Annotated in this window: 21 protein-coding genes; 13 read left to right on the forward strand and 8 right to left on the reverse strand. The window is 74.4% G+C overall.

Going from position 1 to position 21,505, the window contains the following annotated elements:
• Nucleotides 1–151: 151 nt before the first annotated feature.
• The 3 genes from ACLBXP_RS07320 (at nucleotide 152) to ACLBXP_RS07330 (ending at nucleotide 1,409) form a co-directional block, all read left to right on the forward strand.
• Nucleotides 152–358 (forward strand): hypothetical protein, encoded by a 207-nt coding sequence (locus ACLBXP_RS07320; protein ID WP_447666930.1) that lies wholly within the window; start codon nucleotides 152–154, stop codon nucleotides 356–358.
• Between the two features lie 25 nt (nucleotides 359–383).
• Nucleotides 384–665, forward strand: coding sequence for a hypothetical protein (locus tag ACLBXP_RS07325; protein ID WP_447666931.1), 282 nt, complete (start codon nucleotides 384–386; stop codon nucleotides 663–665).
• Nucleotides 666–776: 111 nt separating this feature from the next.
• Nucleotides 777–1,409 carry a LysE family translocator gene (locus ACLBXP_RS07330; RefSeq protein ID WP_447666932.1) on the forward strand — a complete coding sequence of 211 codons (633 nt, stop codon included), beginning with the start codon at nucleotides 777–779 and terminating at the stop codon, nucleotides 1,407–1,409.
• 17 nt (nucleotides 1,410–1,426) lie between these two features.
• Here ACLBXP_RS07330 and ACLBXP_RS07335 read toward each other — a convergent pair whose 3' ends face one another.
• On the reverse strand, nucleotides 1,427–1,756 hold the full coding sequence (locus ACLBXP_RS07335) for a hypothetical protein (RefSeq protein ID WP_447666933.1): 330 nt from the start codon (nucleotides 1,754–1,756) through the stop codon (nucleotides 1,427–1,429).
• Nucleotides 1,746–5,024, reverse strand: a complete 3,279-nt coding sequence (gene fdh / locus ACLBXP_RS07340) for a formate dehydrogenase (RefSeq protein WP_447666934.1) — start codon at nucleotides 5,022–5,024, stop codon at nucleotides 1,746–1,748. Before fdh ends, ACLBXP_RS07335 begins: the two co-directional genes overlap by 11 nt.
• Before the next feature lie 445 nt (nucleotides 5,025–5,469).
• On the opposite strand from fdh, the gene ACLBXP_RS07345 reads away from it, so the two are divergent.
• From ACLBXP_RS07345 to nrfD, 4 genes are all read left to right on the forward strand, one after another.
• Nucleotides 5,470–6,168 (forward strand): FkbM family methyltransferase, encoded by a 699-nt coding sequence (locus tag ACLBXP_RS07345; RefSeq protein ID WP_447666935.1) that lies wholly within the window; start codon nucleotides 5,470–5,472, stop codon nucleotides 6,166–6,168.
• Between the two features lie 156 nt (nucleotides 6,169–6,324).
• Nucleotides 6,325–6,558, forward strand: coding sequence for a hypothetical protein (locus ACLBXP_RS07350; RefSeq protein WP_447666936.1), 234 nt, complete (start codon nucleotides 6,325–6,327; stop codon nucleotides 6,556–6,558).
• 5 nt (nucleotides 6,559–6,563) lie between these two features.
• Nucleotides 6,564–7,493 carry a 4Fe-4S dicluster domain-containing protein gene (locus tag ACLBXP_RS07355; RefSeq protein ID WP_447666937.1) on the forward strand — a complete coding sequence of 310 codons (930 nt, stop codon included), beginning with the start codon at nucleotides 6,564–6,566 and terminating at the stop codon, nucleotides 7,491–7,493.
• Nucleotides 7,490–8,536 carry an NrfD/PsrC family molybdoenzyme membrane anchor subunit gene (gene nrfD / locus ACLBXP_RS07360; protein ID WP_447666938.1) on the forward strand — a complete coding sequence of 349 codons (1,047 nt, stop codon included), beginning with the start codon at nucleotides 7,490–7,492 and terminating at the stop codon, nucleotides 8,534–8,536. Before ACLBXP_RS07355 ends, nrfD begins: the two co-directional genes overlap by 4 nt.
• A gap of 116 nt (nucleotides 8,537–8,652) precedes the next feature.
• Here nrfD and ACLBXP_RS07365 read toward each other — a convergent pair whose 3' ends face one another.
• Nucleotides 8,653–9,312, reverse strand: coding sequence for a hypothetical protein (locus ACLBXP_RS07365; RefSeq protein WP_447666939.1), 660 nt, complete (start codon nucleotides 9,310–9,312; stop codon nucleotides 8,653–8,655).
• Between the two features lie 228 nt (nucleotides 9,313–9,540).
• Here ACLBXP_RS07365 and ACLBXP_RS07370 point away from each other — a divergent pair, with 228 nt between their 5' ends.
• The 6 genes from ACLBXP_RS07370 to ACLBXP_RS07395 all read left to right on the forward strand — a co-directional run bounded on the left by ACLBXP_RS07370 (nucleotide 9,541) and on the right by ACLBXP_RS07395 (nucleotide 14,814).
• Complete coding sequence (locus ACLBXP_RS07370) at nucleotides 9,541–10,320, forward strand: DUF3750 domain-containing protein (protein WP_447667115.1); 780 nt, start codon at nucleotides 9,541–9,543, stop codon at nucleotides 10,318–10,320.
• A 52-nt stretch (nucleotides 10,321–10,372) separates the two neighbouring features.
• Nucleotides 10,373–10,642 carry a ferredoxin gene (locus tag ACLBXP_RS07375; protein WP_447666940.1) on the forward strand — a complete coding sequence of 90 codons (270 nt, stop codon included), beginning with the start codon at nucleotides 10,373–10,375 and terminating at the stop codon, nucleotides 10,640–10,642.
• A 6-nt stretch (nucleotides 10,643–10,648) separates the two neighbouring features.
• Entirely contained in the window at nucleotides 10,649–11,932 is a 1,284-nt protein-coding gene (locus ACLBXP_RS07380; RefSeq protein WP_447666941.1) for an NAD(P)/FAD-dependent oxidoreductase, read from the forward strand.
• Between the two features lie 12 nt (nucleotides 11,933–11,944).
• Nucleotides 11,945–13,222: a cytochrome P450 gene (locus ACLBXP_RS07385; RefSeq protein ID WP_447666942.1), complete on the forward strand. Its 1,278-nt coding sequence runs from the start codon at nucleotides 11,945–11,947 to the stop codon at nucleotides 13,220–13,222.
• Nucleotides 13,223–13,371: 149 nt separating this feature from the next.
• Complete coding sequence (locus ACLBXP_RS07390) at nucleotides 13,372–14,319, forward strand: phosphatase PAP2 family protein (RefSeq protein WP_447666943.1); 948 nt, start codon at nucleotides 13,372–13,374, stop codon at nucleotides 14,317–14,319.
• Nucleotides 14,320–14,457: 138 nt separating this feature from the next.
• The gene (locus tag ACLBXP_RS07395) at nucleotides 14,458–14,814 is read left to right on the forward strand and encodes a hypothetical protein (RefSeq protein WP_447666944.1); all 357 of its coding nucleotides are present in this window, start codon (nucleotides 14,458–14,460) and stop codon (nucleotides 14,812–14,814) included.
• A gap of 57 nt (nucleotides 14,815–14,871) precedes the next feature.
• Here the strand turns inward: ACLBXP_RS07395 and ACLBXP_RS07400 are convergent, their stop codons facing one another.
• The 5 genes from ACLBXP_RS07400 to ACLBXP_RS07420 all read right to left on the reverse strand — a co-directional run bounded on the left by ACLBXP_RS07400 (nucleotide 14,872) and on the right by ACLBXP_RS07420 (nucleotide 21,503).
• Complete coding sequence (locus tag ACLBXP_RS07400; protein ID WP_447666945.1) at nucleotides 14,872–15,564, reverse strand: response regulator; 693 nt, start codon at nucleotides 15,562–15,564, stop codon at nucleotides 14,872–14,874.
• Nucleotides 15,561–18,401, reverse strand: a complete 2,841-nt coding sequence (locus tag ACLBXP_RS07405; protein ID WP_447666946.1) for a DUF4118 domain-containing protein — start codon at nucleotides 18,399–18,401, stop codon at nucleotides 15,561–15,563. Before ACLBXP_RS07405 ends, ACLBXP_RS07400 begins: the two co-directional genes overlap by 4 nt.
• Nucleotides 18,402–18,472: 71 nt before the next feature.
• Nucleotides 18,473–19,105 (reverse strand): K(+)-transporting ATPase subunit C, encoded by a 633-nt coding sequence (locus ACLBXP_RS07410; protein ID WP_447666947.1) that lies wholly within the window; start codon nucleotides 19,103–19,105, stop codon nucleotides 18,473–18,475.
• A 21-nt stretch (nucleotides 19,106–19,126) separates the two neighbouring features.
• A complete protein-coding gene (gene kdpB / locus ACLBXP_RS07415) occupies nucleotides 19,127–21,286 on the reverse strand; it encodes a potassium-transporting ATPase subunit KdpB (protein ID WP_447666948.1) in 2,160 nt (719 codons plus the stop codon).
• A gap of 40 nt (nucleotides 21,287–21,326) precedes the next feature.
• A complete protein-coding gene (locus ACLBXP_RS07420; protein ID WP_447666949.1) occupies nucleotides 21,327–21,503 on the reverse strand; it encodes a hypothetical protein in 177 nt (58 codons plus the stop codon).
• Between the last annotated feature and the right edge of the window lie 2 nt (nucleotides 21,504–21,505).

Raw genomic sequence — 21,505 nt, forward strand, 5'->3', positions numbered from 1 at the left:
CCGGAGCGATCCGGCGGGCCTTCTCGTTTGGGCGATCGCGCGGCGGGCTGCGGCGCCATGGACCGGAACCGCGGCCGGCCGGCGGAGCTTATCCGCGATCGGCCTTCGGGCGGGCGCCCGCCGCCCGCGCAGGGTCAGGGAGGCCCGTCTCATGAACCAGATCCTCGTCATCGCCCTCGTCTGCGCGAGCTCCGTGCAGGCGCCCGATTGCAGCCGCGAGACCGCCCTCGACGTCATCACGGGGCCCGCCCACACCCTGCAGGAATGCCTGATCCAGGGCCCGGTGCTCGCCGCCAACGCGGGCCACGGGGGCGGGGAGGGCTCCTACGTGAAGACCCGCTGCGAGCAGCGGCGCTGAGGGGCTCGCCGGTGAGGGGATCGTCATGAGCGACGACGCGGTCAGCCCCGAGCGGGCGGTGGACATCCGCCTGCGCGCCCGCCTCGCGGTGGTGGAGCGGGCGGCCTGGTTCGGCCTCGTGCACGCCCTGCGCACCCGGCCCGCCGAGACGGAGGCCTACCTCGAATCCGAGCGGGCCCGCTGCCGCGAGGGCTTCTCGGCCCGCGGCTGGGCGGGCGATCTCACCGAGGCCGAGCGGCGGATGCTCGCCGCGGAGGTGGATGCGGGCCTCGCCCAGCTCCTCGCCGACGCCAAGGCGGAGATCTGACATCAAATCCGGGTGATCCCTCCGGGACGACGGAGGCCGCCCTCGCTCACGCGCCCCGCCGGGCTGGATTTCCGGGGGCGCGCGGCGGATGGTGCTCCCCGGAGGAGCCCCATGCCCGAGCCCGCGAACCTCGTCGCCTTCAGCCTGATCGCCCTCGGCCTCGTGCTGACGCCGGGGCCGAACATGCTCTACCTCGTCTCGCGCGCGGTCGCGCAGGGGCGGACCGCCGGGCTGATCTCGCTCGCCGGGGTGGCCCTCGGCTTCGTGGTCTACATGCTGTGCGCGGCCTTCGGCATCACGGCGCTCCTCGTCGCGGTGCCGTTCGCCTACGACGCCCTGCGGATCGCGGGCGCGCTCTACCTGCTCTGGCTCGCCTGGTGCGCGGTGCGGCCGGGGGGCCGCTCGCCCTTCGCGCCGCAGGCGCTGCCGCCGGACGGGCCGGGGCGGCTGTTCCTGATGGGGTTCCTGACGAACCTCCTGAACCCCAAGATCGCGGTGATGTACCTCTCCCTGCTGCCGCAGTTCATCGACCCCGCGCAGGGCGACGTGCTCGCCCAGTCCCTCGTGCTCGGCAGCGTGCAGATCGCGATCAGTGTCGCCGTGAACGCCCTCATCGCGGTCACGGCCGGCAGCGTCGCGGGCTTCCTCGCCGGCCGCCCGGCCTGGGTGCGCGTGCAGCGCTGGCTGATGGCCACCGTGCTGGCGGGCCTCGCGGTGCGGCTCGCCACCGAGAACCGGCGCTGAGAACCGGCGCTGAGGGCTCACGCCGGCTCCAGGGTCTCCGTCAGCGCGGCGAGCCAGGCCCGCGCCGCCTCGATCTCCCCCCAGGGCACGGCGCCGAGGGGGAAGTGCCCGGCGAGCACCACGCTGAGCACCGCGTTGAGGTGCTCCAGCGCGTCTCCCCCCTGCTGCGCATCGCCGCGGCGGCGGCGGATCAGGGCGTCCCGGAAGGCACCGAGGCAGAGGGTGGCCTCGCTGAAGGCGTCGTCGTCCTTGCCCGGGCGCCCGGCCAGCGCCCGGTCGAGGGCCGCGAGCGCCCGCCGGCCGGGGGTTCCGCCCCCGCGGCCCGCCCCGGACGCCTCAGCGGGCATGGCGCGCCTCCCGCTTGACCCGCGTGAGCCGCCCGGCGCGCAGGTTCACGGTGAGCGCCTTGGTGGTGTGGATGCTAGTGTTGGCGTCCCCCGTGATCGCCAGGAGCACGTTGGCGACGGCGCCCCGGGCGTAGCCCTCGCGCCCGAACACCCAGGGCATGCCGATCTGGTGCACGACCCGCCCGTCGATCCGGAAGGGCCGCACCCGCTCGGTCACCATCGCCTTCACCTCGATCTCGCCGCGCAGGGACGACAGCACCGTCCAGTCGAGGTGGCGGATGCCGAGCTCCCCCGCGAGCTCGGGCGAGATCTCCACGAAGGCCTCGGGCTGCAGCTCGGCGGTGTGGGGCATCACCCGGGTCGGCACGCCGCCGCAATGCAGCTCGGTGAGCCGGAAGGTCGTGAAGGCGTAGGGGAAGCGCGGGTCGGCGGGCGGGTGGAGCTCGTTGCCGGGCCGCCCCCACAGCCTGGCGCCCGGGCTAATCTGCCGCCCGTAGAGGGGGTTCCGCACCGGGCTCTCGATCGGCTCGTAGTGGGTCGGCAGCGGCCCGTCCTTGAGGCCCGTCGGCACGAAGAGCTGGCTCTTGCCGTCCGCCTCCATGATGAACGGGTCGTTGCCGCCCAGCGCGTCCATCCCGTGCGGGCGCTTCGACCAGTCGGGGCGCTCGTCGGGTCGCTTCGTCTCCACGAAGTCCGGCACGTCGAGCCCGGTCCAGGTGGCCTCGGCCTCGTCCCACCAGACGAGGCGCTTGCGCTCCGACCAGGGCCGGCCCTCGGGGTCGGCGGAGGCGCGGTTGTAGAGGGTGCGCCGGTTCGAGGGCCAGGCGAAGGCCCAGCCCGCGTGCGAGCCCGGGCCCCCCGGCCCGTCGGCCTTGCGCGACCGGGCGAGGTTGTGGCCCGCCCGCGGCCTGATGCCCGAGTACATCCAGCCGCCGCAGGCCGTGGAGCCGTCGTCCTTGAGGGCCTTGTAGCTCTCCACGGGCGCGCCGTCCGCGACCGTGTAGCCGTTGATCTCGGCGAGCACCGCCTCGGCGTCCGGCTCGGCCTTGTCCCCTTCGGTGGGGTAGTCCCAGGTGAGCGCCTGGATGGCGCCGTCGCGGGTCTCGCGGCTGCCGGCGTAGAGCGCCTTGAGGCGGCGCCCGAGGTGGTAGATGAACCACAGGTCCGAGCGGCTGTCGCCGGGCGCCTCGCAGACCTTGTCGTGCCACTGCACGAGGCGGCTCGTGTTCGTCACCGAGCCCTCCTTCTCGCCCGGCATGGCGGCCGGCAGGAAGAACACCTCGGTCTCGATGTCCTCGGGCGCCCGCTCGCCCCGCTCGATCAGGCGCCCCGTCCGCCAGAAGTTCGCCGTCTCGGTCAGGGCGAAGTCGCGCACCACGAGCCATTCGAGGCGCCCGAGGCCCCGCTCCACGAAGTCCGCATTGACGGCGCCGACGAGGGGGTTCTGGCCGAGCATGAACTGGCCGCGCACCACCCCGTCCGCCATCGCCATGGTCATCGGCTCCTGCGAGCAGTCGCCGGTGAGCTTCGGGACGAACTGGTAGCCCCAGTCGTTGGCCCGGGTGGCGGCCTCGCCGTACCAGGCCTTGAGGAGGGAGACCGCGTATTTGGGCATGTTCGCCCACCAGCCCGTGGTCGGCGTCTCGGTCTTCAGGTAGCGCGCGAGGGTGGCGTGGTCGTGGAAGACGTTCGGCTGGGGCAGGTAGGTCGGCAGCATGTTGTAGAGCGTCGGGATGTCCGTCGAGCCCTGGATGCTGACGTGGCCGCGCAGCGCCATGATGCCCCCGCCCGGCCGCCCGACATTGCCGAGCAGCGCCTGGACGATGGTGCAGGCGCGGATGATCTGCACGCCGGTCGAATGGTGCGTCCAGCCCACCGCGTAGGTGAAGGCGCCGGTGCGCTCCCGCCCCGAGTTGCGGGCGAGCGCCTCCACCACCTTGAGGAAGGTCGCCTGCGGGCAGCCCGTCACCCGCTCGACCATCTCGGGCGTGTAGCGCGCGTAGTGGCGGCGCAGGATCTGGTAGACGCAGTTCGGGTGCTGCAGGGTGCGGTCCTGCGGGGGCGGCCCCTCCGTCATGCTCTCGTAGCCGCCCTGGGCCTGCTCCTGCGTCTGCGCCCGGTGCTCGGCGATCGAGGAGGGCACGGTCTTGCCCTTGTACTGCCAGGTGTCCTCGCTGTAGGCGCCGGTCTCCGGGTCGAAGCCGGAGAACAGGCCGTCGTTCTGCTCCGGGTCCTCGTAGCCGTCCTCGATGATGTGCGCGAGGTTCGTGTATTCGAGGGCGAAGTCCCGGAACCAGAGGTCGTTCTCCAGGATGTGGCGGATCATGCCCCCCAGGAACGCGATGTCGGAGCCTGAGCGGATCGGCGCGTAGATGTCGGCCATCGCGCTCGTGCGGGTGAAGCGCGGGTCCACGTGGATGACGGTCGCGCCGCGGCGCTGCGCCTCCGTGACGAAGCGGAAGGCGATCGGATGGTTCTCCGCGATGTTGGAGCCCATCGCGATGATGCAGTCGGAATTCGCGAGGTCCCACAGCGCCATGGTGGCAGCGCCGCGCCCGAAGGAGGTGCCGAGACTCGGCACCGAGGACGAGTGTCAGATGCGCGCCTGGTTCTCGATGTTGAGCATCCCGAGGCCGCCGCCGAACAGCTTCTTGATGAGGTAGTTCTCCTCGTTGTCCATGGTCGCCCCCCCGAGCGACCCGATCCCGAGGGTGTGGTTGACGATGCGTCCGTCCGGCAGCTTCGTCACGAAGGTCTCGTCGCGGGCGGCCTTGGTGCGCTGGGCGATGCGCTCCATCGCCCAGTCGAGGGGCCGCACCTCCCACGCACCGGAGCGCGGCGCCCGGTAGAGCACGGAGGTGACGCGCTCGGGCGAGAGCAGCATGCCGAGCGTGCCCGCGCCCTTCGGGCAGAGGGTGCCGGCGTTGACGGGCGAGCGCGGGTCGCCCTCCACGTGGATCGGCCGGCCGTTCTTGGAGTAGATCAGCTGGCCGCAGCCCACCGCGCAGAACGGGCAGATGCTGGAGCCGATCCGGTCGGCCTCCTCCAGCCGCGGCCGCAGCCGCTCCGAGGCGGAGGAGCGCGCGGCCTCCGCCTGCACGTCCTGGCCCGCGAGCTGGCGGGGGATCGACCAGTCCCGCAGGAAGCCGGACACCCGGGCGCCGAGCCCCTTGCCGACCGTGCCCTTGCCGACCGTGCCCTTGCCGACCGTGCCCTTGCTCGTGGTCCCCTGACCCACGGTTCCGCTCCGACGCCCGTTCCCGGCCATGGCCGCACCTCCGCTCCGGACCCTCGCGTCGCGCGCCGGATCCTGCCTGCCAGCGGCAACCCGGGGGTGGAGGCGGGGTTCCGGCCGCGCCGGGGACCGGATCCACCCCGGGTCGCGGCGCAGCGACGGGCGGCCGAACGAACCCGCGCGCCGTCGCAGGGGGCGGGGCGGGGGCGGCGCCCGGAAATTCCGCATTGCAACATGCTTTATCAGCAGACAATCCCAATTCCGCAGGCCAATAGAGACTTCTGCAATTCGTGCTTGCCCGCGATGCTGCGAATAATATACTGATCGGCCATCAAATCAGTTAGGATACATTCCTATGTTGGGACAGGCGGCGTGGAGACTGGGTCGGATCGTTGCCAACCACGGCGGTGTTCTGTCGAAACCCCTATACAGTGCCGCCAACATCTATGTTCGCTGCTACAAGAACCTGAATTACGATATGTCGACCAATGGAGAGTTCAATCTCCTGCGGAACCTGGAGACGTGCGGGATCCGAACCGTCTTCGACGTGGGCGCCAACCGCGGCGACTATGTCGGGGCCTGCCTGCGCCACTTCCCCGACGCGCAGATCCACGCCTTCGAGATCGTGCCGGCGACGTTCCGGAAGCTCGAGGACAATTTCGGCCGGACCGACGGCGTGAGGCTGAACGCGTTCGGTCTCTCGAACGCCAGGCAGAGCCTCGACATCCAGTACAATCCCGACCACGACGGCACCTCCTCGCTCATCGCCGAGAGCACCCGGATCCACGCGGCGGACTGGAAGACCGTCCCGGCGCGGGTCGAGACCGGTGACGATTACTGCCGCGCGAACGCGATCGAGCGCATCGACTTCCTGAAGATCGACGTCGAGGGTGCCGAGCATCTCGTGCTCGAAGGCTTCGCCGACATGCTCGCCGGCGGCCGGATCCTGTCGATCCAGTTCGAGTACGGCTTGGCCAACATCTACTCGAAGTTCCTCCTCAACGACTTCTGGCGGACGTTGACCGCCCACGGCTTCCGGGTGGGTCCGATCATGCCGCGCGGCGTGGCGTTCAAGCCCTACGACCCGATGGACGAGGACTTCCAGGGCGCGCCGAACTACTTCGCCGCGCACGCCTCGCGCAGCGACATCATCGATCGGGTCCGCCTCCGACCGTAGCCGGCGGCGCGGGGCCCGCCGCGCGCCCGCGGCGCCCGAAACGGCGGCCCACTCCGGAACGTTTCCAATCAGGACCGGTTGGCCTGCGAGGCCTGCCGACCCCGCGACGCGAGCCCGCGTTCCGGGGACCTGCGGCGGGTGGGAGACGGGATCCGAATGCCCACCCTTCGCGGGTCCACGCTTTGCGGGATCGTCACGATCGCCCAGGAGAGCCGCTTCCAGCTCACCGACGCGGCGGGGGCCTCCCACCTCTTCGTGCTCGGTCCCCACGGACTCGCCGAGCCCGACGACCTCGAGCGGCTCCAGCGCGAACAGGCACGGGTGCGCGTGACCTACGCGACCGCCCGCAACATCATCGGCTATCGCGCGCAGCGCATCGAGCGGATCTGACGCGCATGGCCGCCGCCTCCGACAACGTCTTCCACATGCACCCGCGGGCCGTCGAGCACCACGCCGCGAGCCTCGACCGGGTGATCCCGCACGAAGCCGAGCTGACGGCGGGCGTGCGGATCGAGCCGGGGAAGTCCTACGGCTTCTTCACGGACACCACCGTCTGCATCGGCTGCAAGGCCTGCGAGGTCGCCTGCAAGGAGTGGAACAACCTGCCGGCCGACAACCTCGGCCTGACCGGCCAGAGCTTCGACAACACCGGCGCGCTCTCGGCCAACACCTGGCGGCACGTCAGCTTCATCGAGACGGCCGGGCCGGCGGGCGTGCGCGCCGAGACGCAGCAGCCCTTCCAGAGCGGCTGGCTGATGATGAGCGACGTGTGCAAGCACTGCCACCACGCGCCCTGCATGGAGGCCTGCCCCACGGGCGCCCTGTTCAAGACCGAGTTCGACACGGTGGTCGTCCAGCAGGACGTCTGCAACGGCTGCGGCTATTGCGTGCCGGCCTGCCCGTTCGGGGTGGTGGAGGTGAGCCGGCTCGACGGCAAGGCCCACAAGTGCACCCTCTGCTACGACCGCCTGAAGGGCGGTCTGGAGCCCGCCTGCGCCAAGTCCTGCCCCACCGACTCCATCCAGTTCGGCGAGGTGTCCGACCTGCAGGCGCGGGCGGAGCGCCGGGTCGAGGACCTGCACGCCCGGGGCGTGCCCTCCGCCTACCTCTACGGCACGCCCGGCGCGCCGGGCGCCACGGACGGCATGGCCTACCTCAACGCCTTCTTCCTGCTCACCGAGCGGCCGGAGGTCTACAACCTGCCCGCCGCCCCGACGCGGCCCTCGCAGCGGGTGGCCCCCGCCCTGTTCTCGGGGCTCGCCGCGGTGGCGGGGCTGACGCTGGCCGCCACCCTCCTGTTCGCCGACCGCGGGGGGCGATCGTGACCGCGCCCTACCCGGTCCTCCACCGCGGCCCCGAGGATCCGCCGGCCCGGCCCCCCGGCGCCACCGGCACGGTCACGGAGCGCCCCCTCGGCACCGGCGCCAACTGGGACGGCCCGACCTATTACGGCCGGCCGCAGCTGAAGCCCGCGCCCTTCGAGGCGAACGTGGTCGGCGGCTACGTCTTCCTGGCGGGCCTGTCGGGCGCGAGCGCGCTCATCGCCGCGGTGGCGGACGCGACCCGGGGCTCCGAGGCCGAGGGGCTGGCGCGGCGCGGGCGCTACCTCGCGATGCTGGCGCCCACCCTCGGCTCGGCGCTCCTCGTCTACGACCTGCACACGCCGGAGCGGTTCTACAACATGTTCCGGGTCGCCAAGGCGACGTCGCCCATGTCGATCGGCACCTGGATCCTCACGGGCTTCATCGGCGCCGCCACGCTCTCCGCCACGGCCCAGTTCGCCGCCGACCGCGGGGTGGCGCCCGGGCCCGCGCGCGCGACCGCCCGCGCGGCGGGCTTGCCCGCGGCGCTCGCCGGGGCGGGGCTCTCGACCTACACGGCGGCGCTGCTCGCCGCGACCTCGACGCCCCTCTGGGCCGCGGCCCCGCGGGCGCTGGCGGTGCGCTTCGGGGCTTCCTCGGTGGCCTCCGGCGCCATGGCGCTGTGGCTCGGCGAGCGGGACGGGGGCCTGCGGCGGCGCCTCGAGACCCTGGCCGCGGCGGCGCTGGCCCTCGACCTCGCGGGCGACGCGGCCTCCGCCGTGATCTACCGGCGCAAGGGGGTCGCGGCGGCGCTCACCGGCCGCGCCGGCTTTGCCGAGAAGGTCCTGGCCACGGGCCTCGGCGCGGCGCTGCCCCTCGGCCTCATCGCCGCCGCGCGCCTCTCCGGGCGGCCCTTGAGCCCGCGGGCCGGCACCGTCGCGGCGCTCGCCGTCATCGCCGGCAGCGCGATCCTGCGCACCGCGATCATCAAGGCCGGCGCCGCCTCGGCCGAGCGCCCGGACATCAGCCTCCGCTACGCCCAGCCGGACAACCTGCCCGAGGCGTGAGCGCGCCGACTCCTACCAAATCCGGTTGATCCCTTTGGGATGGCGGATTTGGGCTTCGCTCAAGCGCCGCGCGGGCTGGCTGATACCGTCTCCGCTTTGATCAAGCGCCGACGGTATCAGAAGCCGTCCTCGTCGCCCTCGTAGGGCCGGTAGGTGCGCAGCGCCCGCCCGTCCGGGAACACCACGGAGCGCTGGCGGACCACGATGTAGCCCTGCGCCTCGGCGGCGCGCAGGCGAGCGAGGCGGTCGTCGCCGGCGGTGTAGCCGTAGGCCGGGCCCGCGAAGCGCGGCTCGGCGTAACGCGGCTCGGCATAGCGCGGCTCGGCGGTGGCGTAGCGCGGCGTGCGCTCCGTGCGGCGGGCGAGGGGGCGGGGCTCGGGCGCCGCGACGCGGCTGCGGCGCGGGGTCTCCACCGCGGCGGCGCGGGTGCGGACGGGCCGGGCGGCGGCGCGGCGGGCGGGCGCCCGCGCGGCCTCGGTCCGGACGGGCTTGACGGGCCTGGCGGCGGCCGTGTCGGCCTTCGGCGCCTCGGGCTTCGCCGCCTCGGCCTTGGTAGCCTCGGCCTTGGCAGTCTCCTTGGCAGCCTCCGCCTTCGAGGACTCAGCCTTGGAGGACTCAGCCTTGCCGGGCTCCGTCCTGGCGGCGGGCGCCGCGCGGGCCGGCGGGTCGGTCCAGCCGCCCTTCTCCTCGGCCCGGGCCGGCAGGCCGGCCAGGGCGCCGGCGAGGAGGCCCGCGATCAGGGCGGCGCCGAGGCCGCAACGCGCTCCGATGGACATGGTGGTCTCCCGGCTGACGTCTCGGGCGGGCCGGATCGATTGGCGCGCATGCCGCGCGAATGCCGGTCCCGGGAGCCGAAAACTTAACGAAATCTTACGCTCTCGTCCATGAACCGCCGCGGTTCCCCGCGGGAAATCGTGCGGTATCGTAACCGGCCCGCCGACGTGGCGCGGCGCCCGCCCCTGCGACGCCGCGGACCGCTTGCGGGAAGCGGGGCGGCGCCTGACATCTGCGGGGTGACCGCCGCTGCCTTCGCGCTGATCCGCCTGACGATCGGCCTCCTCCTCCTGTTCCTCGTGGTCTTCCTGCTGCCGCTCGCCACCCACGCCCTGTGGTGGACGTCGCGCGGCGGCCGCGCCGAGAGCTGGTCGGCGGCCGACTGGTCGAGCACCGGGCTCCTGCCGCCGGCCGGAACCGTGCCGGCCGCCATGGTGCGGGTCTACGCCGCACGGGTCGGGCGCTGGCGGGGCATCTTTGCCCATCACAGCTGGATCGTCGTGAAGGCGGCGGGCGCCCCCCGCTACACCCGCTACGACGTGGTCGGCTGGGGCAGCCCCGTGCGCACCGACGCCTACGCGCCGGACGGGCGCTGGTTCGGCAACGACCCCGAGACGGTGCTGGCCCTCGACGGCCCGGCCGCGGAGCGGGCGATCCCGCAGGTGCGCGCGGCGGTGGCGGACTACCCCTACCGGGCGCTGGGCTCCTACCAGGTCTGGCCGGGGCCGAACTCGAACACCTTCGCGGCCCACGTCCTCGCCCGCATCCCCGACAGCGGCGCCACCCTGCCGCCGACCGCGCTCGGCAAGGACTGGACCCCGCCCGGCCGCCTCGTGGAGGTGACGCCGAGCGGCACCGGCCTGCGGATCAGCCTGCGCGGCTACGTGGGCCTCACCCTCGGCTGGGTGGAGGGCGTCGAGGTCAACCTCCTCGGCGCGGTGGCGGGCGTCGACCTGCGCCGCCCGGCCCTGAAGCTGCCGGGCTGGGGGCGGCTGGGCCTCGGGGCGTGATGGCCGCAGGGGCCCCCGGGAACCCGCGGGCCCCGAGCGGCTTTCCGCCTCCATGCCCGAGCCCGCCCCCGACGCCACCGCCGCCGCATCGTCCCTGCGCGTGGTGGTCGACCTCAACCGCTGCCAGGGCTACGCCCAGTGCTGCTACGCGGCGCCCCGGCACTTCCGCATCGAGGGGCACGAGGCCCTGTTCTACCACCCGGCGCCCCCCCGCACGGAGCGCGACGACATCGAGCGCGCCCGCATATCCTGCCCGGTCCAGGCGATCCGGGTGGAAGATCCCGGGGTGGATCCCGCCGACTCCGCGTCCCGCGAGGTCTGACGCGGCATGGCATCCCCCGGGGCACCCGTTGAGCGCGTCGTCATCGTCGGAGCGGCGCTCGCCGGCCTGCGCGCGGCCGAGGCGCTGCGCCGCGCCGGCTTCGCCGGCCGCCTCGCCATGGTCGGCGCGGAGCCCCACCCGCCCTACGACCGGCCGCCGCTCTCCAAGCACGTGCTGACGGGAGAGGTCGCGGCCGAGGCCACCACCCTGCCGAACCTCGTGCCGCTCGACGCGGACTGGCACCTCGGCAATGCCGCCGAGGCCCTGGACCGGCGGGCCGGCCGCGTGCGCCTCGCGGACGGGACGGACCTGCCCTACGACCGGCTGCTCATCGCCACCGGCACCCGGGCGCGGCCCTGGCCGAACCCCCACGAGGGGCGGCTCGCGGGCGTCCACACCGTGCGGGGCCGGGACGACGCGGCGCGCCTCGCGCGGGCGCTGGCGGCGCGGCCGCGGCGGGTCGTGGTGATCGGCGGCGGCTTCATCGGCTGCGAGGTGGCGGCGGCCGCCCGCAGCCTCGACCTGCCCGTGACCCTGGTGGAGCCCGGGCCCGCCCCCCTCGCGCGGGTGCTCGGGCGCCATCTCGGCGCCGTGGTGGGGGCGCTCCACGAGGCCCGCGGCGTGGACCTGCGCTGCGGCGCCGAGGTGGAGTGGCTGGAGGATGACGGGCAGGGCCGCGTGGTCCGCGCCCACCTTGCCGGCGGCGACAGCCTGGAGACCGACTGCGTGGTGGCGGCGCTGGGCGCCGTGCGCAACACCGACTGGCTCGCGGGCTCCGGCCTCAGCTTCGACCCCAAGGGCCTCGACTGCGACGGGCACGGCTTCGTCCTCGACGCGGACGGCCGGCCGGACCCGCGCATCCTCGCGGCCGGCGACGTCGCCCGCTTCCCCCACCCGGTCTACGACGGCCGCCGGGTCGCCCTGGAGCACTGGAGCCACGCGGTGGCGCAGGGCGAGCACACCGGCCGCCTGCTCGCCGGCGCCCGGCCGGGCGAGCCCTACGCCGCGCTGCCGACCTTCTGGTCGACGCAAGGGGGCATCACCATCAAGTCCGCCGGCCTCACCGAGGGGGCCGACGGCCTCGTGATCGCCCAGGGCGACCCGAAGCGCGGCCGCTTCCTCGCCCTCTACGGGCAGGGGAATCGCACCATCGCGGCGGTCTCGGTGGATGCGGGCCGCTGGCTCCCCACCTACGCCCGGACGATCACCGCCCGCGCGCCTTTCCCGCCGGTCCGCGGCGCCACCGACCAGCCGCACGACCTCGCCGTGCTGCCGCCGGGCCTCGATTGATCCAGGACCGCCATGGCCGAACAGACCGCCGAACAGACCGCCGACCCCACCCTCCTGCGCCAGATCAAGGACGAGGCGAACCGGCCCGATCCCTATCCGCTGTTCGCGCGCCTGCGCGCCTGCCCGGTCTCCCGCCAGGAGGACGGCACCGACTGCGGCACCTGGGTCGCGGCGACCCACGCGGCGGTCTCGCAGCTCCTCGCCGACCCGCGCATCAGCTCCGAGACCCTGCCGCCCGCCGACCGGCCGCGCACCGGCAACCCGTTCACGGACTGGATCGTCAAGCCGATCCGCGACCGCATCACCGACGCGCACCGGCCCTTCATCTTCCGCGACCCGCCGGACCACGACGCCCTGCGGGCCGCCGTGATGCACCAGTTCACCCGCGAGCGGGTGCAGGGCATGCGCGCCCGCTCCGACCGGCTGGTGGCCGACCTCCTCGACAAGCTCTGCGACGCCCGCGAGATCGACATCGTCGACGACCTCGCCTACCCGCTGCCCGTCACGGTGATCTGCGAGCTGTTCGGCGTGCCGACCGAGGACGAGCCGAAGTTCCACGGCTGGGCGACGCAGCTCGCCACGGCGCTCGAGCCCGACAGCCTGCAGGACGACGAGCTCCGCGCGAAGAACAGCCGGACCTTCGACGAGATCTCGGCCTACATGGCCGACCTGATCCGGGAGAAGCGCCGGCACCCGGCCGACGACATGCTCTCGGGGCTCGCCAACCACGACGCCCCGGAGGGCGGCCGGATGGGCGACTACGACCTGATCGCCACCGCGATCCTGATGCTGGTGGCGGGCCACGAGACCACCGTGAACCTCATCACCAACGGCACCCTGACGCTGCTGCGCCACCCGCAGGAGCTGGCGCGCCTCGCCGCGGAGCCGGGGCGGGGCCCGCGGGTGGTGGAGGAGCTGCTGCGCTACGAGCCGCCGGTGCAGTTCCGGACCCGCCGGGCGCTCGCCGACGTGCCGGTCTGCGGCGTCACGATCCCCGAGGGCGCCTGCGTGGTGCTGATGCTCGCCTCCGGCAACCGGGACGAGGCGGTGTTCGCCCATCCCGAGCGCTTCGACCCCGACCGGCGGGACAACCGCCACCTCGGCTTCGGTGGCAGCCTGCACTACTGCGTCGGCGCCCCGCTCGCCCGCTTCGAGGCGGAGGCGGCGCTCACGGCGCTCGCGCGGCGCCTCAGGAACCCACGCCTCGTCGCCGACCCGCCGCCCTACCGGCCGGGCGCGGCCCTGCGCGGCCCGAAGCACCTGCGAGTGGCCATCGACGGGATGGCCTGAGGGCGGATCGGGATTACAATCCTGGATTTAATTCTGATATTGTTCAATCTATGTTTGTCTATGCTTGAGGAGGCGGATTTTTTAAGTATCCGGTAAGGCTGATCGAGGAAGGTAGTCCGGGACCGATCCCCAGCCGCCGGCATCCTTCCATGAGCATGGACGTCCTCTCGACGCGCCGCTTCTTCGTCTGCACCTGCAGGGTCGGCCTCGCCGGCATCGCGATGAACCTCTCCCTGCTCGCCCTGATGCCGCAGGGCATCCGCCTGCCGGCCCACGCGGCCGGCCCGCTCGCTCTCTGCCTCGCCCTGGGGGCAGCGGGCGTCCTGCTCGCCGCCGGGCGCTGGGATCGCAGCGCGGTGGCGGCGCTCGCCCTCGCCCACGTCCTGCTCCTCGGCGCCCTGAACGCGGTCGGCCACCTCGCGCCGGCCTATCTGGGCCGCGGCTTCGCGCCGGCCGATGCCGCGCTCGCCCGCCTCGACGCGCTCCTCGGCTTCGATTGGCCCGCCTACTTCGCGTGGCACGCGGCCCACCCTGCCATCGGCACCGCCTGCCGGGTCGCCTACCTGATCTGGCCGCAGATGGCCCTGATCCTCGTCGTCGTGCTGGCCCGCCACGGGTGCTTCGAGCGGCTCGCGCGCCTCATCGCCGCGACGGCCCTCGCGCTGGCCCTCGTCTACCTCGCCGCCATCCTGGTCCCGGCCTACGGAGCCTACGTCCAGCACGGGATGTCGCCGGCGCTCCACCCCGACCTGCCGGTGGCGTTCTCCGACTTCAAGCCCGCCTACGACGCGCTCCGGGCCGGCCTCGTCGATCTCTACGCGGAGGAGATCCCGAGCGGGGCGATCTCCTTCCCGAGCTTCCACACCACGACGATCCTGCTCTACGCCTGGGCGGCTTGGCCGACCCCGGCCCGCTGGCCGATCCTGGCCGTGCAGGCGGCCTGCTTCCTCGCCGTGCCGGTGCAGGGCGCCCACTTCCTGACGGACATGATCGCCGGGGGCGCGATCGGCCTCGTGGCGATCCGCGCCTCCGCCCCGCTCGTCCGTCTCGCGGGCGGGTGCGCGCCGGGGATGAGCCTGGCGCCGCGGACGGCCTGAGGCGCGCCGACCCTGGCCAAGGGGGCCCCGGCGCGGCATTCTGGCCCCGACCGTCCGCCGGAACTTGGCCGAGGCTCCCCGCGTCGACCCGGGGAAGGCCGGCCGAGGGCCGGTGCCACCTGCTCAGGGTCCGACCCCATGCGCGTCCACCCCATCGCTCTCGCCACCGTCTTCGCCGCCCTCCTCGCCACGGCATCCGCGCCCGCGGCGGCCCAGGGCCTCTCCGCGACGAATCCCAACAGCTACAACGACCTGATGGCCCGGCAGGGCGAGATCCGCACCCTGCAGCAGAACTTCACCTCGGACCTCAACACCCTGCGCTATCAGAACCAGCGGGCGGTGCAGTTCCGGCAGCCCGACGAGATCTACGGCGGCCCGGTGCTCCTGCGCTCCGGCCGGGGCGTGCGCGCCTCCGGCCTGCGCGGCGCGGGCAGCGGCATCCGCGCGGCCCGTCCCCGGGGCGGCCTCGACACCGGCATCTGCGTCGGCTGCTGAGACGGGCTCCGCTCGATCGAAGCGGAGCCCGAAGGGATCAAGCGGATTTGGTACGCGTCAGCGCTCCGGCGGGTCCGGGGCGCGCAGGCGGTAGCCGACGCCGGTCTCGGTGAGGAGGAGGCGCGGGCGCTCCGGGTCCGCCTCCAGCTTGTGCCGGAGCTGGCGGATGTAGACCCGCAGGTATTGCGGGTCCGAGGAGGCCAGCACCCGGCTCATCAGCTGGGCGTGGGTCAGCACCTTGCCGGCATGCTGCACGAGCACGCGCAGGAAGTCGTACTCGCGGGGGGTGAGGTGGACCTCGCGGCCGTCCACCCGGACGTGGCGGCGCACGAGGTCGACGCTCAGGCCGTCGAGCTGGAAGACCGGGCGCTCCCCCTGCGTGGCGAGGCGGTGCCGGAGGGCGTTGCGCAGGCGCGCCAGCAGCTCGCCCATGCCGAAGGGCTTCGTCACGTAGTCGTCCGCTCCGAGGTCGAGGGCCTCGACCTTGCCGGGCTCGTCGTCCCGGCTCGACAGCACCACCACGGGCAGGTCCGGGTGGGCGGCGCGGATGCGCGCGAGGAGCTCGTGGCCGCGCAGGTCCGGCAGGCCGAGGTCGAGGATCACGAGGTCGGCGCCGGGCCGGGCCAGCGCCTCCAGCGCGGCCGCGCCGGTGCCCGCCTCCACGACCTCGTAGCCCTGGCTCGTGAGGCCCGTGCGCAGGAGGCGGCGGATCGGCGGCTCGTCGTCGACCACGAGGATGCGGGTGCTCATGGGGTGCTCATATGGGGCTCGTGCGACCGGTCCCGGCGCGGGGCCGCCGGGGGTTCCGGCGCCGGGCTCCCGTCGCCCGGCGGCACCGGCAGCAGCAGGGTGAAGGCGGCCCCCGGTCCCCCGGGACGGTTGCCGGCCGTCAGCGTGCCGCCCATCGCCTCCACGAAGCCCCGCGCGATGGCGAGCCCGAGGCCCGTGCCGGCCCGGACCCGGTCGCCCTTGGCGGCCCGGTGGAACTTCTCGAAGATCCGCTCCAGCTCCGCCTCCGGCAGGCCCTCGCCCCCGTCGAGCACCCGGAGGCGCACCCGCGCGCCCTCCCGCCGCGCCGAGATCGTGACGGTCGTGCTGGGGGCCGTGTACTTCGCGGCGTTGTCGAGGAGGTTCACGAGGGCCTGCTCGAACAGGACCGGGTCGAGGCGCAGGGGCGGCAGGCCGGGGGCGAGGTCGAGGACCACCCGGTGCCCGGCCAGCGCCCGCTCGGTCCGGCGCAGCGCCGTGTCGACGATCTCGGCGACGTCCTGGGTCGCGAGGTTCGGGACGACCGCGCCGGCCTCCAGCCGGGTCATGTCGAGGAGGTTGGCGATGAAGCGGTTCAGGCGCTCGGCCTCCTCGATGATCGTGCCGAGGAGGTCGGCCTTGGCGGCGGCGTCCAGCGCCCCGTCGAGGTCCCGCAGGGTGCTGGCCGAGCCGAGCACCGAGGCCAGCGGCGTGCGCAGGTCGTGGCTGATCGAGGTGAGCAGCGCCTGGCGCAGGCGATCGGTCTCGGCGGCGCGCGCGGCCCGGTCGAGGTCCTCCACGAGGCGCACCCGCTCGATGGCCAGCGCCCCCTGGTCGCAGAGCGCGTCGAGGAGGCGCCGCTCCTCGGGCGAGAGCAGGGGGCCGGGGCGGTCGGCGTCGAGGCCGACGAGGCCGAGGGTGCCGCGGCCGGTGCGCAGCGGCAGGAACAGCCGGCGGGCGCCGGGCAGCGTGTCGGCCCCGCGCCCCGCCGGCCGGTCGTTGTCGAAGGCCCACTGGGCCGCCGCGAGGTCCGCGGCGTCGAGGGCGTCCTCGGGCGGATAGCCGGCCCGCACCGCGAGGGGGCGGGCCGGGGGCGCGCCCGCAGGGATCGAAGAGGTCGGGGCGGGGGCGTCCCCGGGGCCGCCCGGCTCGGGCAGCAGCAGCACCACCCGCACCCGCAGCATGGCGGCGACCTGGTAGGCGGTGGCCCAGAGCACGTCGTCGAGGGTGCCGCAGCCCGCGAGCTTGCGGCTGAAACCGTAGAGCCGCTCTGTGCCAAGCGCCCGGGCCTGGGCCAGCACCGCCTGGGCGCGGGCCCGGGCGCCGAGGTTCGAGACCAGCACCGCCACCACCGTGAACAGGATCAGCGCCGCCACGTTGGCGGGGTCGGCCACCGTGAAGGTGTAGACCGGGGGCAGGAAGAAGAAGTTGTAGGCGAGCGAGGCCGCCGCCACCGCGGCGAGGGCGGGCCCGAGCCCGTGGCGGATCGCCACCACCACCACGGCGGTCAGGAAGGCGAGGTCGGCGTTCTCCGCCCCGAGCACCGGCTGCAGGGCGAGGCCGATGCCGAGGGCGCCCGCCACCGCGGCGAGCGCGACGGCGTAGGGCAGGGCGCGGGCGGGCTCGCGCGCGCGGGCAAGCTCGCGCGGCAGGGCGCGCGCGGCCCGGGCGGCGGGCGCGGCCTCCGCCTCGCCGGCCACGACGTGCACGCTGATCGAGCCCGCGCGGGCCACGAGGTCGTGCACCACCGAGCCGTGCAGGAGGGGGAACAGCCAGCCGCGGGCGGACTTGCCGACGACCACGTGGTTGGCGTTCACCGCGCGGGCGTGGGCGAGGATGTCCTCGGCGATGCGCCGGCCCCCCGGGATCGTCACCGCCTCGCCGCCGAGGCGGTCGGCGAGGCGCAGCGTCCCGGCGATCCGGTCGCGCTCGGCCTCGCTCAGGCTCGCGGCGCGGGCCCCCTCGACGGTCAGGGCGATCCAGGGCGCGTGCAGGCGGTCGGCGAGGCGCTTGGCGTAGCGCACGAGGCCGGCGGCCCGCGGGTCCTCGCTCACGCAGACGAGCACCCGCTCGCCCGCCCCCCAGGGGCCGGGGATCGCGTGCTCGCGCATGTGGCTGAGGAGCTGGTCGTCCACCTGCTCGGCGGTGCGCCGCAGCGCGAGCTCGCGCAGCGCCGTGAGGTTGCCGCGGGAGAAGTAGTGGCTGAGGGCCCGGGCCGCGTCGGGGGCGCGGTAGACCTTGCCGTCCCGCAGGCGCTGGATCAGGTCGTCGGGGCTGAGGTCCACCACCTCGATGTCGTCGGCACGATCGAGGACCGCGTCCGGCACCGTCTCGCGCACCCGCACCCGGGTGATGCGGGCGACGACGTCGTTCAGGCTCTCGAGGTGCTGGATGTTGAGGGTGGTCTCCACGTCGATGCCGGCGGCGAGGAGCTCCTCCACGTCCTGGTGGCGCTTGGGGTGGCGCGAGCCCGGCGCGTTGGTGTGGGCGAGCTCGTCCACCAGGGCGAGGGCCGGGCGCCGGGCCAGCACCGCGTCGAGGTCCATCTCCTCCAGCACGCTGCCGCCGTGCGCCGTGCGCCGCCGCGGCACGGTCTCGAGGCCGGCGAGCAGCGCCTCGGTCTCGCGCCGGCCGTGGGTCTCGGCCAGCGCCACCACCACGTCGAGGCCTGCGGCCCGGCGGGCCCGCGCGGTGGTGAGCATCTCGTAGGTCTTGCCGACGCCGGGCGCCGCGCCGAGGTAGATCTTGAGGCGCCCCCGTGCGCCGCGCGCGCCCGACCGCGCCGCCCGCAGCAGGGCGTCGGGGGAGGGGCGCTCGGGGTCGCGGGGCGGCTCGCTCATGGCGGGCGCGATCCTACAGGATCCGGCGCGCGCGGGCGCGCCGGATCACCAAGCCTTGTCACCGGGTCTCGTCACCGGGGCGCCGCGGGGCCGAGCGCGTCGAGGGCGAGGTTGAGGGCGAGCACGTTCACCCGCGGCTCGCCGAGGAGCCCGAGGAGGCGCCCGCGCACCTGCCCGGCCACCAGGGCCTCGAGGCGGGCCTCGGGCAGGCCCCGGGCGCGGGCGACGCGGGGCACCTGGAACAGGGCGGCCTCGGGCGAGATGTCGGGGTCGAGGCCCGAGCCGCTCGCGGTGACGAGGTCGACGGGCACCGGCCGCCCCGGGTTCTCGGCCTGCAGGGCGTCGCGCGCGCTCCGCACCCGCTCGGCCAGCGCCGCGCTGGTGGGCCCGAGGTTCGAGCCGCCGGAATTCGCGGCGTTGTAGGGGGCCGGCACGGTCTTCGACGGGTCGGCCGGGTCCGGCGCCACGGTGGCCGAGGGGCGGCCGTGGAAGTAGCCCGGGGCCGCGAAGCTCTGCCCGATCAGGCTCGATCCGACGACGTGCCCGTCGCGCACCACGAGGCTGCCGGCGGCGGAGGCGGGGAAGAGCAGGGCGGCGAGCCCCGTCACGGCGAGGGGGTAGGCGAGGCCGGTGAGCGCCGTGAGCGCCAGGAAGAGGACGAGGGCCGGCCGGAGCTGGCGGGGCAGGGGGAGAGAGCGGGACATGGAACGGGACATGGCTGTGGCTCAGACGAGGTGGAGGGCGGTGACGGCGAGATCGATCGCCTTGATGCCGGCGAACGGCACCAGGAGGCCGCCGACGCCGTAGACGAGGAGGTTGCGGCGCAGGAGCGCCCCGGCCCCGACCGGCCGGTAGGCGACGCCGCGCAGCGCCAGCGGGATCAGCGCCACGATGATCAGCGCGTTGAAGATGATCGCCGACAGGATGGCGCTCCGGGGCGAGGCGAGGCCCATGACGTTCAGCGCCTGGAGCTGCGGGTAGAGCCCGAGGAACATCGCCGGCAGGATCGCGAAGTACTTCGCCACGTCGTTGGCGATCGAGAAGGTGGTGAGCGCCCCGCGGGTCATCAGGAGCTGCTTGCCGATGCCGACGATCTCGATGAGCTTCGTCGGGTCGGAATCGAGGTCGACCATGTTGCCGGCCTCCCGCGCCGCCGCGGTGCCGGTGTTCATGGCGACGCCGACATCGGCCTGGGCGAGCGCCGGGGCGTCGTTGGTGCCGTCCCCGCACATCGCCACGAGCTTGCCCTCCCCCTGCTCGCGGCGGATGAGCGCCAGCTTGTCCTCGGGGGTCGCCTGCGCGAGGAAGTCGTCGACCCCGGCCTCGGCCGCGATGGCGGCGGCGGTGACGGGGTTGTCGCCGGTGATCATCACCGTGCGGATGCCCATGCGGCGCAGCTCCGCGAAGCGCTCGCGGATCCCGCCCTTCACCACGTCCTTGAGGTGGACCACCCCGAGGAGGCGCCCGTCCTCGGCCACGGCCAGCGGCGTGCCGCCCTCGCGGGCGATCCCGTCCGCGATCGCCCGCAGCTCCGCGGCGATCGCCTCCCGGGCGGGGTCGAGGGCGCTCCCCGGGCGGGTGCGGAGCGCAAGGTCCCCCGCCCCGGCCTCGGGCTCGGCTCCCGCGTCCGCGTCCGCGTCCGCGGCCTCCGCGAAGGCCAGCACCGCCTCGACGGCCCCCTTGCGGATGCGCGCGGCCGCGAGGTCGATGCCGCTCATCCGGGTCTCGGCCGAGAACGGCACGAAGCGGGCGCCGAGCTCGGCGAGGTCGCGGCCGCGCAGGCCGTGGGCCTCCTTGGCGAGCACCACGATCGAGCGCCCCTCCGGGGTCTCGTCGGCGAGGGATGCGAGCTGGGCGGCATCCGCCAGCGCCTCCGGCGCCACGCCCGTCACGGGCCGGAAGGCCACCGCCTGCCGGTTGCCGAGGGTGATGGTGCCGGTCTTGTCGAGGAGCAGCGTGTCGACGTCGCCGGCCGCCTCCACGGCCCGGCCCGAGAGGGCGAGCACGTTGAAGCGCACGAGCCGGTCCATGCCGGCGATCCCGATCGCCGAGAGCAGGGCGCCGATCGTCGTCGGGATCAGCGTCACGAACAGGGCGACCAGCACCACCAGGGGGATCGCCCCGCCCGCGTAGGACGCGAAGCTCGGGATCGTGGCCACCGCCAGCACGAAGACCAGGGTGAGGCCGGCGAGCAGGATGTTGAGGGCGATCTCGTTCGGGGTCTTGCGCCGGGCCGCCCCTTCCACGAGGGCGATCATCCGGTCCACGAAGGTGGAGCCGGAGGCCGCGGTGATGCGCACCCGGATCGCGTCGGAGAGCACCTGCGTGCCCCCCGTCACCGCCGAGCGGTCGCCGCCGGATTCGCGGATCACGGGGGCGGACTCGCCGGTGATCGCCGCCTCGTTGACGGAGGCGACGCCCCGGACCACCTCGCCGTCCGAGGGGATCAGGTCGCCCGCCTCCACGAGCACCTCGTCGCCGACGCGCAGGCTCGTGGCCGGCACCGTCTCGAAGGCCTCGCCCGCGCCCGTGAGGCGCTTGGCCGTGGTGTCGGTGCGGCTGCGCCGCAGGGCGTCCGCCTGGGCCTTGCCGCGCCCCTCCGCCACCGCCTCGGCGAAGTTGGCAAACAGCACGGTGAACCACAGCCAGAGCACGATCTGGCCCGAGAAGGCGAGGCCGTCCGCGCCGACCAGGAGGTCGCGCCCGAACAGGAGCGTGCTGAGCGCCGCCACCACCGCGACGACGAACATCACGGGGTTGCGGGCCAAGGTGCGGGGGTCGAGCTTGACGAGGGCGCCGCGCAGGGCCGGCCCGAGGAGGGCAGCGCGCGAGGCGGAGGATCGGGGCGCGGCGTGGGGCGCTGGATGGGATGCGAAGGGCGACATGCTCGGGTGTCCGGAAGGGGGGCGGGGGTTCGGGCGGCGCTCAGGGCGCGAGGATCCGGCCCGCGAGGGCGGCCGCCGCCGCGAGGGCGAGGCCCCCGAGGAGCGCGACCGCGAGCAGCGCGAGGACGAGGTCGAGGGTCCGCACCGGCGGCCCGGCGGCCCCGTGGGGCCGCGGCGGCCGGCGGGGGAGGCGGCGGGGGGCGACGGCGTGGCGCATCG

The sequence above is a fragment of the Methylobacterium sp. A54F genome, assembly GCF_053346035.1.

Excerpts from the sequence above, each read along its gene's own strand:
- ACLBXP_RS07320 (WP_447666930.1), top strand. The coding sequence starts at position 152 with ATGAACCAGATCCTCGTCATCGCCCTCGTCTGCGCGAGCTCCGTGCAG.
- ACLBXP_RS07325 (WP_447666931.1), top strand. The coding sequence starts at position 384 with ATGAGCGACGACGCGGTCAGCCCCGAGCGGGCGGTGGACATCCGCCTG.
- ACLBXP_RS07330 (WP_447666932.1), top strand. The coding sequence starts at position 777 with ATGCCCGAGCCCGCGAACCTCGTCGCCTTCAGCCTGATCGCCCTCGGC.
- ACLBXP_RS07335 (WP_447666933.1), bottom strand. The coding sequence starts at position 1,756 with ATGCCCGCTGAGGCGTCCGGGGCGGGCCGCGGGGGCGGAACCCCCGGC.
- ACLBXP_RS07345 (WP_447666935.1), top strand. The coding sequence starts at position 5,470 with ATGTCGACCAATGGAGAGTTCAATCTCCTGCGGAACCTGGAGACGTGC.
- ACLBXP_RS07350 (WP_447666936.1), top strand. The coding sequence starts at position 6,325 with ATGCCCACCCTTCGCGGGTCCACGCTTTGCGGGATCGTCACGATCGCC.
- ACLBXP_RS07355 (WP_447666937.1), top strand. The coding sequence starts at position 6,564 with ATGGCCGCCGCCTCCGACAACGTCTTCCACATGCACCCGCGGGCCGTC.
- ACLBXP_RS07365 (WP_447666939.1), bottom strand. The coding sequence starts at position 9,312 with ATGTCCATCGGAGCGCGTTGCGGCCTCGGCGCCGCCCTGATCGCGGGC.
- ACLBXP_RS07375 (WP_447666940.1), top strand. The coding sequence starts at position 10,373 with ATGCCCGAGCCCGCCCCCGACGCCACCGCCGCCGCATCGTCCCTGCGC.
- ACLBXP_RS07380 (WP_447666941.1), top strand. The coding sequence starts at position 10,649 with ATGGCATCCCCCGGGGCACCCGTTGAGCGCGTCGTCATCGTCGGAGCG.
- ACLBXP_RS07385 (WP_447666942.1), top strand. The coding sequence starts at position 11,945 with ATGGCCGAACAGACCGCCGAACAGACCGCCGACCCCACCCTCCTGCGC.
- ACLBXP_RS07390 (WP_447666943.1), top strand. The coding sequence starts at position 13,372 with ATGAGCATGGACGTCCTCTCGACGCGCCGCTTCTTCGTCTGCACCTGC.
- ACLBXP_RS07395 (WP_447666944.1), top strand. The coding sequence starts at position 14,458 with ATGCGCGTCCACCCCATCGCTCTCGCCACCGTCTTCGCCGCCCTCCTC.
- ACLBXP_RS07400 (WP_447666945.1), bottom strand. The coding sequence starts at position 15,564 with ATGAGCACCCGCATCCTCGTGGTCGACGACGAGCCGCCGATCCGCCGC.
- ACLBXP_RS07405 (WP_447666946.1), bottom strand. The coding sequence starts at position 18,401 with ATGAGCGAGCCGCCCCGCGACCCCGAGCGCCCCTCCCCCGACGCCCTG.
- ACLBXP_RS07410 (WP_447666947.1), bottom strand. The coding sequence starts at position 19,105 with ATGTCCCGCTCTCTCCCCCTGCCCCGCCAGCTCCGGCCGGCCCTCGTC.
- kdpB (WP_447666948.1), bottom strand. The coding sequence starts at position 21,286 with ATGTCGCCCTTCGCATCCCATCCAGCGCCCCACGCCGCGCCCCGATCC.
- ACLBXP_RS07420 (WP_447666949.1), bottom strand. The coding sequence starts at position 21,503 with ATGCGCCACGCCGTCGCCCCCCGCCGCCTCCCCCGCCGGCCGCCGCGG.